This is a genomic window from Paraburkholderia sp. J63, from assembly GCF_905220245.1.
Classification (GTDB): Bacteria; Pseudomonadota; Gammaproteobacteria; order Burkholderiales; family Burkholderiaceae; genus Paraburkholderia.
Map to the genome: position 1 here is coordinate 1 of NZ_CAJMZF010000037.1, position 11988 is coordinate 11988.

11 protein-coding genes are annotated in these 11988 nt (G+C 65.8%); 4 read left to right on the forward strand and 7 right to left on the reverse strand.

From position 1 onward, the window contains the following. Positions 1-218 precede the first annotated feature (218 nt). The 4 genes from U5775_RS29380 (at position 219) to U5775_RS29395 (ending at position 5072) form a co-directional block, all read left to right on the forward strand. Positions 219-1118, forward strand: coding sequence for a LysR family transcriptional regulator (locus tag U5775_RS29380; RefSeq protein WP_322061629.1), 900 nt, complete (start codon positions 219-221; stop codon positions 1116-1118). A 343-nt stretch (positions 1119-1461) separates the two neighbouring features. Continuing rightward, complete coding sequence (locus U5775_RS29385) at positions 1462-2865, forward strand: MFS transporter (protein WP_322061630.1); 1404 nt, start codon at positions 1462-1464, stop codon at positions 2863-2865. A gap of 95 nt (positions 2866-2960) precedes the next feature. Beyond that, positions 2961-4130 (forward strand): porin, encoded by a 1170-nt coding sequence (locus U5775_RS29390; protein WP_322061631.1) that lies wholly within the window; start codon positions 2961-2963, stop codon positions 4128-4130. 189 nt (positions 4131-4319) lie between these two features. Further along, a complete protein-coding gene (locus U5775_RS29395; RefSeq protein WP_322061632.1) occupies positions 4320-5072 on the forward strand; it encodes a GntR family transcriptional regulator in 753 nt (250 codons plus the stop codon). Position 5073: 1 nt separating this feature from the next. On the opposite strand, the gene U5775_RS29400 is transcribed toward U5775_RS29395, so the two are convergent. The 7 genes from U5775_RS29400 to U5775_RS29430 all read right to left on the reverse strand — a co-directional run bounded on the left by U5775_RS29400 (position 5074) and on the right by U5775_RS29430 (position 11825). After that, positions 5074-6429: a 3-hydroxyacyl-CoA dehydrogenase gene (locus U5775_RS29400; RefSeq protein ID WP_322061633.1), complete on the reverse strand. Its 1356-nt coding sequence runs from the start codon at positions 6427-6429 to the stop codon at positions 5074-5076. 13 nt (positions 6430-6442) lie between these two features. Next, positions 6443-7246, reverse strand: a complete 804-nt coding sequence (locus U5775_RS29405) for a crotonase/enoyl-CoA hydratase family protein (protein WP_322061634.1) — start codon at positions 7244-7246, stop codon at positions 6443-6445. 19 nt (positions 7247-7265) lie between these two features. Then, the gene (locus U5775_RS29410) at positions 7266-8273 is read right to left on the reverse strand and encodes a PDR/VanB family oxidoreductase (protein ID WP_322061635.1); all 1008 of its coding nucleotides are present in this window, start codon (positions 8271-8273) and stop codon (positions 7266-7268) included. A 14-nt stretch (positions 8274-8287) separates the two neighbouring features. Next, positions 8288-9556 carry an aromatic ring-hydroxylating dioxygenase subunit alpha gene (locus U5775_RS29415; protein ID WP_322061636.1) on the reverse strand — a complete coding sequence of 423 codons (1269 nt, stop codon included), beginning with the start codon at positions 9554-9556 and terminating at the stop codon, positions 8288-8290. A 2-nt stretch (positions 9557-9558) separates the two neighbouring features. Next, a complete protein-coding gene (locus tag U5775_RS29420) occupies positions 9559-10563 on the reverse strand; it encodes an amidohydrolase family protein (protein ID WP_322061637.1) in 1005 nt (334 codons plus the stop codon). 67 nt (positions 10564-10630) lie between these two features. Further along, positions 10631-11008, reverse strand: a complete 378-nt coding sequence (locus U5775_RS29425) for a RidA family protein (protein ID WP_322061638.1) — start codon at positions 11006-11008, stop codon at positions 10631-10633. A gap of 73 nt (positions 11009-11081) precedes the next feature. Beyond that, positions 11082-11825, reverse strand: a complete 744-nt coding sequence (locus U5775_RS29430; RefSeq protein ID WP_322061639.1) for a GntR family transcriptional regulator — start codon at positions 11823-11825, stop codon at positions 11082-11084. Between the last annotated feature and the right edge of the window lie 163 nt (positions 11826-11988).

Genomic DNA, 11988 nt, shown 5'->3' on the forward strand with positions numbered 1-11988 from the left:
TCACAAATTGGATAACAGATCGCATCCGCCGCTGTGATCTGGCGCCATGGGGAATGGGCCGTCCGCATTGTTTGAGGCTGTGGGGATCAGGACCGCAGCACAGAGCAGATGATTGCCAGCAGATCGGTCTGCTGACAGATTGACGCATCTTCGTCCATTGATGATATTCTGTCCAATATCTATCTCGTCTTTCTGAAATACGTTTTACAGATATCACGATGGAACTCCGGCATATCCGATATTTCCTGGCGGTTGCGGAGGAGCGCAACGTCACGCGCGCCGCCGAGAAGCTGGGCATCGGGCAGCCGCCGCTGAGCCAGCAAATTCACGCGCTGGAGGACGAACTGGGCGTCCGGCTGTTTCGTCGTACCGGCCATGGCGTGGTGCTCACCGAAGCCGGTGAGGCGTTCATGGTCGATGCGAAGCGCGTGCTGGAGAACGCCCGGCAGGCGGTCCAGAACGCCCGAAGCGCGGGACGCGGCGAAGTCGGGCAACTGAATATCGGCTTTACGGGATCCGCGGCTTTCAATCCGGTCGTGGTGAATCTGATCCGCAAGTTTCGCCAGTCCTGGCCCGCCGTCTCGCTGACACTGGCCGAAGGCAATACGGCGCAGCTGCTTTCCTATCTGGACGATGGCCGGCTCGATGTCGCGTTTGTGCGTCTTGGCAACCAGTCGCCCGCCGGCGTGGCGTTCCACCATATTGCGGTCGAGCCCATGAAGCTCGTTTTGCCGACCACGCACCCATTGGCCAGGAAGCGAAAGATCCCGCTCAATGCGCTCGCTCAAGATCCCTTCGTGCTGCTGCCGCGCGAAGCCAGCCCGACTTTGCATGACGTGATCGTCGGAGCCTGTCTCGATGCCGGGTTTGCCCCCGTGATGGGCCAGCAAGCGCCGCAACTCTCGTCGGTCGTCAATCTGGTCGCGGCGGAATTCGGCGTATCGCTGGTTCCCGCGTCGGTATGCCAGATCCGCGTCGAGGGCGTAGTCTATGCGGACGTCCTCGGCGACAACATTTCGATCCGCCTCGCGCTCGCTTCGCGCAAAGACGCCGCGACCGCCAAGATCGCCAATTTCCTCGCTATCGCGAACATGCCCGCGACGCCGCTCTCGTCCTGAGCGGCAGCTCCAGCCCTATTCGGCCCAAAAAGCGGTCGCGCCACCGGGGCCCGATCCCGGCGTTGGCTCGCAGCTTCCATTTGGTTGCACGCGCAACCAGTTGAGCCGATGTCTTGCCGATGCGCGCCAACCCCGCCCGAGCCTTGCCTGGCGGGCCTTTGGCCTGATCTCGCCGTATTCCGCAGACCATTTTCCTAAGTGAAAACGATGATGCGCCCGGTGCGACTTGTTCTTGCGCGCTCAAAAATTATGCTAGAGAATCCTTAAAAAATCCCACAAACGATGTTGTGGCATACAAATAGCCCTCGACCCGCTACTTGACGCCCTCCCGGAGACAGCACGAATGAAGGAATTGACCGCCCAGAATGTGGGAGCCAAGTCTGACGCTGGCTGGTATCGCAGCTGGTTTCTACTGCTTCTCGTCCTGATTTACGCATCGAGCTTCATCGACCGGATCATCATCGCCGTGGTCGGGCAGGCGATGAAGGTGGAGATGAACCTCAGCGACCTGCAACTCGGCCTGCTGAACGGGCTGGCTTTCTCGATCTTCTATTCGCTGCTCGGGCTGCCGATCGCGCGGCTCGCGGAGCGCTTCAATCGCGTCCTGCTGATCGCGCTTTCGATTGGCGCGTGGTCGGTGATGACGACGCTCTGCGGCACGGCGGGCGCGTTCTGGCAACTGCTGGTTTTCCGGCTCGGCGTGGGCATTGGCGAAGCGGGCAGCACGCCCACGGCGCACTCGCTGATCTCCGACCAGTTCGGCCCGCGCCGCCGCGCGAGCGCGCTGTCGATCTACGCGCTCGGGCCGCCGGTGGGCGTGCTCGTCGGCGCGCTCGGCGGCGGCTGGATGGTGCAGCACATGGGCTGGCGTCCGGTGTTCTATGTCGTCGGCCTGCCGGGGCTGATCTTCGGCCTGCTCGCCTGGATCACGCTGCGCGAGCCGCGGCGCGGCGCGGCCGAGGAGGGCGGGGCCGCGCTCGCGGCCGGCGTGCCGCCGCTGCGCGACGTGCTCAAGGTGCTGCTGGGAAGCCGCGCGTTCGTGCAGATGCTGCTCGGCACCGTGGTGGGCGCGTTCGCGCAGTACGGCATCAACCTCTTCATTCCGGTCTATCTGACGCGCGTCTACGGACTCAGCTATGCGCAGGCCGGCCTGATCTTCGGGCTCGTGATCGGCGTGGGCGGCCTGATCGGCAACGTGCTCGGCGGCGTGCTCGCCGACTGGCTGGGCGCGAAGAGCCGCCGCTGGTATGCCTGGGTGCCCGCGTTCGGCACGGCGATCGGCTTCCCGCTCGTCGTGACCGCGTTCACGCTGGGGCAATGGCCCGTTGCCGTGTCGCTGATCTTCGTCGCCACGGTTTTGCTGAGCATGTGGAACGGCCCGACCTTCGCGGTCGTGCATGGCATCGTCGAGCCGCGCATGCGCGCCACGGCGTCGGCCTGCGTGTTCCTCGTCATGAATCTCGTTGGCCAGGGGCTGGGCCCGGCGAGCGTGGGCTTGCTGAGCGACCGCTTTGCTGCGCGTCTGTTCACGCAAGGCTCGTTCAAGCTCGCCTGCACGGCGGCCGGTCCGCACGGCCCGCATGGCGCGCCCGCGCCGTTGCACGGACCGTTCGCGGCAGCGTGTCACGACGCCTCGGCCTATGGCATCCGCTACGCGATGCTGGCCGTTAGCGTGGTGCTCGTGTGGTCGGCCGTGCATTACTTCCTCGCGTCGCGCCATCTCGCGGCAGGTCGTTCGACGCAGTAGGCGATGGCAGCACAAAGCGGCTCAGCCACGCATCGATTTGTAAGGATCACTAAATAAAGCGGACACTATAGTCCGCCCTCTCAGGAGATCGAAAAGTGAGCAAGAAGTGGGTGATGAGCGCGATGGCCGCCGCAGTGGCAGCCGCATCGGCGGGCGCGGCGCACGCGCAAAGCAGCGTCACGCTGTACGGCATTATCGATACCGGCGTGACCTATGTGAACAACACGGCGGGATCGAGCCAGGTCAGCATGGCTTCGGGCATCAACCAGGGTTCGCGCTGGGGCTTGCTCGGCAACGAGGACCTCGGCGGCGGCCTGAAAGCGATCTTCAATCTGGAGAGCGAATTTTTCGTCAACAACGGCGAGATGGCGTTTCAGAACATCCTGTTCAACCGCCGGGCCTACGTGGGCCTGCGCAGCGACCAGTTCGGCACACTCGTGGCCGGCCGCGATTACGACTTCCTCTACGACTACGTGTCGTACTACACGAACGTCGCGCAGTTCGCGCCCGCCTACGCGTTTCACCTCGCCGACGACATAGACCGCCTCGCGGGCGAGCAGGTGCAAAACGCCGTGCGCTATGAAACGCCGCTCTGGAATGGCGTGCAGGCCGGCGTCATGTATGGCCTCGATGGCGGCAACTCGGCTGTCACGCCGCACGTGCTGAGCGTCGGCATCAAGTACAGCCCGACCGGCTCGTTCCACGCGCCTTACTCGATTTCGGCGGCCTATACGAAGACCGTGGGCGGCGGCACGACGATCGCGACGCCGGCCGGCACGGGCGCGACGCTGGCGCAGATGGCCTCGGGCGCCGACTCGATCTATACCGCGGCCGTGGCGGGGCAGGTGACGCTCGACAAGTTCTCGATCAACGCTCTGTTCACCTATACGAACCAGGACGGCATCACCCGCATGGGGCCGATGGTGGCCAAGGTGACCAGCGTTTATGAGGCCGGTGTCCAGTACCATCCGTCGCCGGTCTGGACGTTCGGCGTGGGCGATGCGTGGATCGACCAGCACAAGTCGGGCCAATACAACCAGTTCAGCTATGGCGTGGACTACCGGCTCTCCAAGCGCACCGACGTGTTCGTGTTCGGCACCTGGCAGCGCGCGTTCGGGGCGGCCACCAACGCGGGCCTGTTCCTCGCGACCACGCCGGGCCTGATGAACCAGCCCGCGCTCGGGCCGGAGGCGAATACGGCCGCTGGCCTCTCGACGACGCGCGACCAGTTCGCCACGCAGATCGGCATCCGCCACCTCTTCTAAAGCGGTCCTGCACGCCGCGCCGCCAGGGCGGCGTGCAGGAAGCGGAGCACTGTGGTTCGCGGCGGACGCATTCGGGTAACACACGATTGGGCGTTTGGTATACCTGCGGGGTATGATACGGAGATTAAACGCCGCCGCTGGTCCTGCTTAAGGCAACGCGGTCCTCCGAAACTCCCTGTCTGCCATTCAATGAGTCAGCCCCCCAAACTGAGCCTGTCGGCCGAAATCAAGGCGCTGCTGGAATCGGAAATCGAACGAGGCGATCTCGTTCCCGGCGCGGCGCTCGACGAGCGCGCGCTCGCCGCGCGCTTCAACGTCTCCCGCACGCCTATTCGCGAGGCGCTGCAGCAGCTCGCCGCGCAACAGTACGTGCAGATCGTGCCGCGCCAGGGCGTGTTCGTGACCAAGATGACGGTGCCGCAGTTGCGCGACATGCTCGAACTGCTGCACGAGCTCGAAGCCGTCTCCGCGCGCCTCGCGGCGCGACGCATGAACGATGCGCAGCGCGTCGAGCTGCAGCGCACGATCGACGAAGGCGTCGAAGCGCTGAACCAGAGCGACGCGCGCCGCTTCGCGCGCAGCAATGCGGAATTCCACGAGGTGATTTGCCTGGCCTGCCATAACGACTATCTGGCCGAGCAGATCCGTTCGATCCGCCGCCTGATTTCGCGCTACCGTCCCAAGCTGTTCCTGGCACCCAGCCGGCGCGAAAAGGTGATCGCCGACCACAAGCGGCTCGCGCAGGCGCTGCTCTCGGGCGACGAGGTGACGGCCGAGGAAGTGATGGCGCAGCATTCGCCGGGCGGCGACGCGGGCTTCTCCGAATTCCTCGCGACCTTGCCGGCCGAGTTCTTCAACGATGCACCGATGGCCGCGCCGCGCGAAACGGCGGGCGCGGGCGCCGAGGCGGCCGCGCGCGAGGAAGCGCAGGGCAACGACTGAATCAGAGATCGGCGAACCGGCCGTTTTCGGCGGCGAGCTTTTCGAGCAGCGGCGCCGGTTTCCACCAGTAGCCGTACTCGTCGTGAAGCCGCTTGACGTCGCGATAAACGTTCGCAAGGCCGATCTGATCCGCGTAGTACATCGGCCCGCCGCGATGGGCGGGAAAGCCGTAGCCCGTCACGTAGACCACGTCGATGTCGCTCGCGCGCAAGGCGATGCCTTGCTGCAGCAGCTTCGCGCCTTCGTTGATCATGCCGTATACGCAGCGCTTGACGATCTCGTCGGCCAAAATCGGCCGGCGCGCGATGCCAAGCCGCGCCGATTCCTCGACGATGAACCGTTCGAGCTCGGCATCGCGCAGCGGCTCGCGGCTGCCCGGCTCGTAGCGATACCAGCCCTTGCCGCTTTTCTGGCCGAGTCGCCCCATCTCCACGAGCTTCATGATGAGGTCGTTCCAGCGGCGATCGGTGGGACGCGTCGCCATCTGCGCCTTGCGCGTCTGATAGCCCACGTCGTTGCCGGCCATGTCGTGCACGGCGAAGATCCCCATCGCATAGCCGAAGTCCTTGAGCGCCGCGTCCACTTCGTGCGGCAGCGCGCCGTCTTCCACGAGGAAATGCGCCTCGCGGTTGTAGTGGCGAAAGAGCGCATTGCCGATGAAGCCCGGATAAATGCGCGCGAGCACCGAGACCTTGCCCATGCGGCGCCCGAGGTCCATGAGCGTGAGGATCACATCGTCGGCGGTGTGGGTCGCGCGCACGACTTCGAGCAGACGCATCACGTGTGCGGGACTGAAGAAGTGCGCGCCTACCACGTCGGCGGGGCGCTGCGTCACGGCGGCGATGGCGTCGATGTCGAGACCCGAGGTATTGGTGGCGAGCACCGCGCCCGGCTTCGCGTGCGCATCGAGCTCGCGGAAGATGCCTTGCTTGAGCGCGAGATCTTCGTAGACGGCCTCGATCACGATATCGGCCTGCTTGACATCGGCGATCGCGAGCGAGCCCGCGATGCGCGCGAGACGCTCGTCGCGCACGGCGGGATCGAGCTTGCCGCGCTTGACGCTGCTCTCGTAGTTCTCGCGGATGCGCGCAAGACCGCGCGCGAGGCCGTCTTCGCTGGCGTCGATGAGCGTCACGGGAATGCCCGCCGCAGCGAACGCCATCGCAATGCCGCCTCCCATGGTGCCCGCGCCGATCACGGCCGCCTGGGCGATCGGGCGCAGCGTGGCCGTCGCGGCGCTGGCGACGGGGATCTGCGCGGCAGCCAGTTCGGCCGCTTTCACATGTGCGAGCGCCGCCGCTTGTGAGGCTTCAGGCGCGGTGGATTTCTGCGGATTCAGTTGGTTGGTTGTACTCATGGTGTCTCGTGCCTCATGCGGGGGACGTTTGCGCATCGGGACGCCCGAGCGGTTTCGCCTTGCCGTCCACGAACTCCTGCAAACGCTTTGCGGTCTCGGGCGAGCGCGCCATGTTCGAGCTCATGTATTCGAGGAAGAGCCCGTCCTCGTGCGAGAGATCGTTCACGCGCGGCAGCAGGTTGGTGATGCGCCAGTTGGTGTCGGGCGCATTCTGCGCGATCTTCGCGGCCAGTTCCTTCGCTTTCGCGAGCGCTTCGCCCGGCGGCGTGAGATAGGTGACGACGTGCTCGCGCAAGCCTTCTTCGGCCGAGAGCAGGCGGCCCGTGAGCATCAGGTCGGCCATCAGGGTGTAGCCGATCACGCGCTGGATGCGCACCGTGCCGCCGCCGCCCACGAAGATGCCGCGCTGGCCTTCAGGCAGGCCGAAAAACGCCGTGGTGTCGCCCACGCGCACGTGCGCGGCCGTGGCGAGCTCCAGACCGCCGCCGACCACGGCGCCGTGCAGCGCGGCGACGAACGGGATTGGCCCGCGCGCGACGATGTCGAACACCTCATGCCACGAGTGGCGGCGGCGCTTGCGCGGCGGCGCGTTCTGGCCCGTGGCGCGCGCGAGCGCTTCGCGCAGGTCGAGGCCCGCGCTGAAGTTGCCGCCGTGCCCGAACAGCACGCCCACGTCGGCTTCGTCGCCGGCGCGCACGACCGCGTCGCGCAGTTGCGCGATCACGTCTTCGTTGATGGCGTTGCGCTTGTCGGGACGGTTCAGGCCGATCAGCGCGACCGCACCGTCGAGTTCATAGGTAACGAGAGATGCACTCATTTCGGATTCCATAGGGATATTAGAGGTCGAGCACGAGGCGGCCGCTCTTGCAGCGCGAAACGCACACCTGCATGACCTTGCCGCTCGCCTTGTCGGCGTCGCTGAGATAGGTGTCGCGATGCTCGATCTCGCCGCTCGCCACGCGCGTCGAACAGAGGCCGCAGTAGCCCGCGCGGCAGTCGTACATGACATCGGCGCCGTGTTCTATCAGCGTGTCGAGCAGCGATTTATCGGCGGGCACGGTGAGGCGCTTGCCCGACGACTTCAGTTCGACTTCGAACGCGGTGTCGCCTTCCTGGGGCGCCGCCTCGGTGAACAGTTCGTAGTGCAGATCGCACTCGTGCCAGCCGCGCTTGCGCGCGGCGGCCAGCACCGCGTCGATCATGCCCGCCGGCCCGCACACGTAGATGGGCTGGTTCACCTGCGCGTTCTCTAGCAGCGCGTCGATCGAAAAGCGCGTGGCCGGCTCGTCGTCGGCGTGCAGGATGAGACGTTCGCCCGCGAGCGCGCGCAGCTCGTTGACGAACGGCAGCGCCTCGCGCGTGCGGCCGCTGAAATGCAGCACATAATCGCGCTGCTGCGCCGCGAGCGCGCTGGCCATCGAAACGATCGGTGTGATGCCGATGCCGCCCGCGATGAGCAGCACACACGGCGGCGCGGCGAGCGGGAAGTGGTTGACCGGCGCGCGCACGGTGAGTGTGGCGCCCACTTCGAGCGCGTGCATGTGGCGCGAGCCGCCGCGGCCTTCGTCCTCGCGCCGGATGCCGAGCCGGTATGCACGCACGCCTTCGCGCGGGTCGTCGTGCGGGTCGAGGTGGATGAGCGAATACGAGCGCCACTGCGGCGCGCCGCCGTTCGCACAGGGGATTTCGACCTGCAGGTGCGCACCCGGCGTATAGCCGGGCAGCAGTGCGCCATCGGTTGCTTCGAGCGTGATCGACTTGATGAGCGATGTCGGGGCCTCGATCGCGGCGACGCGCAGCGTGAGAAGCGAGGGGGCAAGTGTCGGGGCAAGCATCGGGGTCATTTCGTGAGTCCGGCTCAAGCCGCCGTGTCGGTCAGCGCGCGCCAGTCCGCGCCCGCCGGCAGCACGCCGCCGATCGAGATCGCGCGCGAATAGTCGAGCTCGGGGTTCTCGGCGAGCGTGGGCGTGTTGCCCGCCATGAATTCGCGCGCCGATTTGAGCAGCAACGCGCGCACGCGCAGCACGGCGCCATCTGCGGAGCAGAGCTGCTCCGTCGTGCGATCGGCAATGGGCCCCTGGCCGAGGAACATCGCGAAGTCTTCGGTGCCCAGATGCTGATGAAAGCCCGTGGCGTGGCCGCGTTTCATGAGGTCGCGGTTCTGGCCGAAGCTCTGCTCGCGCGGGCCGGGCGGCAGCGGCGGAAAATTCCAGACGTCGGGCGTAGCCGACATCACGGTCATGCCGAGCTTGCGCGTGGGATTGAAGTGCACGAACCACGCGCGGTGCGTGACGTCGTCCACGGGCGTGGAGAAGAACACGGTGCTCGGGCTGTTCGCATCGGGCGCGCAGATGATGCCGTACCACGGCATCACGAAGTTGTTCACGCGCGCATAGATCTTGTCGTCGGGCAGGTCGCGCAATGCGGCGTAGCGATAGCCATAAGGGCGCTCCTCAAATTCGAGCCGTGGCGCGAGCGCCTTCGTCATATGCAGGCGTTCGTTGCCGCCGCCCGCCGTGATCTGCGTGGTCGATTCGTGCAGCACGCCCACGTGCGAGGAATCCATCGACGCCTCCACGCCATGGACCCAGTTCGTGGGTACCTCGACGCACGTGACCGAGCGCTGGTCGGCGGGGAGCTGCGTGAACGGCAGGTCGGGAAAGCGCGGCGGCCTGTCGCTCTCGCTGTTCTTGCTGTTCTTGCTGTTCTTGCCGAGCCACACCCAGACGATGCCGCCGCGCTCCTCCACGCCATACTGGCTCGTCTTCACGCGCGTGCAGAACTGCGCCTGATCGCCCACCTGGTTGGGCGCCTCCACCACCTTGCCTTGCACATCCACCTTCCAGCCGTGGAAGATGCAGCGCAGGCCGTTGTGCTCGTTGCGCGCCATCATCATCGAGGTCTTGCGGTGCGGGCAGAGCTCGTCGATCAGGCCGGCCTTGCCGTCGGTGGTGCGAAACGCCACGTAGTTCGAGCCCAGCAGGCGCACCAGCACGGGCGCGCCATCCGCTTCGAGCTTCGCCGAGGGCACGGCCGGAATCCAGTAGTGCTGGCGTATCATCTCGCCCATCGGCGCGCCATTCTCGACGCGGGTGAGCAGGGCGTTTTCTTCGGCGGTCATCGCCATGATCAGGCCTCCTGATAGTTCTGGAACGCGCGCGAATAGAGCCGGGTGCAGTTGCACTCGAAGACCTTGCGGCGCTGTTCCTCGGTGAGCCACTCGATGCTTTCGATCACCGGCTTCATGTCGTCATAGTCGCGGCCCGAGATGGGGTCGCGTGCGCTGCCCGTGCCCGGCTTTTCGGTGCCGAACAGCACGTTGTCGGTGCCGGCCACCTTGAGCAGCAGCTCGATCGATTCCTTCGAATAGTTGCAGGTGTCGAAGTAGAGCTTCTTCAACTGCTCGTCGAAGGTTTGCGGATGGTTGCGGCGCGCGGCCCACGAACGGAAGCGCCCCATCTGGTAGGGAATCGCGCCGCCGCCATGCGCGACCACGATCTTCAGGTCCGGGAATTTCTCGAACACATCCGATTCGAGCAGCGAAATGACCGCGATGTTCTCTTCGTTGATGAACTTCAGCGTGTACGACTCGCGCGGGCTGCAACTGCCGGCCGAGTGGATCAGCGCGGGCACGTCGAGCGCCGTCATCGCCTCGTAGAGCGGATGCCAGAACGGATCGCCGAGACCCGGCGGCGTGGGGCCCGCGGACTCGGTCGGGTCCGGATTCAGCAGGCAGCCCACGAAGCCCAGCTCGTTCACGCAGCGCTCGAGCTCCGCCACGACGCGCACGGCCGGCGATTCGTTCATGGACTGCGGCAGCCCCGCCACGCCGCGGAAGCGATCCGGGAACATCGCGACGAAGCGCGCGATCAGGTCGTTGCAGTGGCGCGACCAGAGCTCGGTCACGCGCGCGGGCTTGACCGAATGCATCTGCAGATAGGGGCGCGGCGAGATGAACTGAATATCGGTGCCGACCGTGTCCATGCTGCGCACGAGCTCTTCGGCCATCTTGCGCACGGAGGCGTCGGGCACGTTGGGCTTCGTTGACGGATTGGCGCGGCCGCCGACCAGCTCCGCCATATAGCGGAAGCTTTCGGGCGGCATGACGACGTGGGCGTGGGAATCGATGATCACGTTGGGACCTTTGTGGAAGCGTTACGTTGAGAGGGGGAGCGAGGTGCTAAGGATTGCGAATCGGGAATCAGGACAGCACGGCGAGGATTTCGAGCTGCAGCGCCATGCCGTGCTGGAGCTCGTGCACGACGATGTGGCGAGCGGGGCGCTGCGCCGGGTCCGGCCAGCAGGCAAGCCAGTGCGCATTGACGGGCTCGCGCACGGCGTTGTCCTTCACGTACACGGTGAGCTTCACCACGTCGGCGAGCGTCGCGCCGCCCGCGTCCAGAAAGCGCCGGAGATTGTCGAACGCGAGCCGGGCCTGATCGGCCGGGTCGGCGGCGAGCTTGCCGGTGGCCGGGTCCTTGCCGGCGATCGCCGACGAGCACAGCACATTGGCCACGCGCGCGCCCAGGGGAATCGGGGCGTTGTGCGCAAGGCCGGGAACGTCGATGGAGCGGGGCATGTTGTCTCCGTACTAAATTATTCAGGATACCTTGATGTTAGTTAGGCTCTCAGGCCGACTCTCGGCCCGACTATCAGTCCGCGCCGAAGTCGAAGAAGTGGCGCGGCACCGCCGCGAGGAATTCGGAAAAGCCCGTGGTGCCGGCCGGCACGTGCCGGCGCATCGCGTCGGCGGCCTTGGCTTCGTCGCCGGCCTGGATCGCACGGGCGATCTCGAAGTGCTCCTGGAGCGACCGCCCGATCTGGCTGCGGTTGCGCAGGTCGGCCACGCGGTAGCGCGCCGACTGGCGCCGCGCCGTGCGAATCTGGTCGGCCAGGCATTCGTTGCGGCTGCCTTCGTAGAGGGTGTCGTGGAAAGCTTCGTTGGCGCGCGCGTACTCGCCCGCGTCGCCCACCACGGCGGCTTGCTGGCACGCCATCAGCGCGTGGTCGAGCGCCGCGTGCAGCGTGTCGCTCGCGCGCCGCGCGCAAAAACGCGCGCACAACGCTTCCAGCTCGCCGATGTATTCGAGCATCGAGCGCACCTTCGCAATCGAAAGCCGTGCCACCGCAATCCCCTGGCGCGGCGAGATCGCGACGAGTTCGCGCGCCGCGAGATGCTGAAGCGCTTCGCGCACCGGCGTGCGCGAGACGTTGAAGCGCGCGGCGAGCGCGCGCTCGTCGATCGGGGTGCCCGGCGCGATTTCGCCCTTTTCGATCTCGGCCTGCAGCGTCTCGCGGATGTCGTTCGCGAGACTGGCCCGCGTGCGCGGCGCAAGCGCGGGCAGGCTGGAGGCCGGGCCTTCGGGGTCGACGCTCAGATCGGCTACGGATTTCATGAGAGTGGGCGGATGAACTGTAGAGGGCTTAAATATACCAATATGACGTTGTGGCATTCAATAAGATGTTTTGCTTATACGAACGCGACGCACGGTGAATGCGACCATCTGACGGCATAAATATCATTAAAATCAAATAGATGAATGCGAGTTCCGCGCCGTT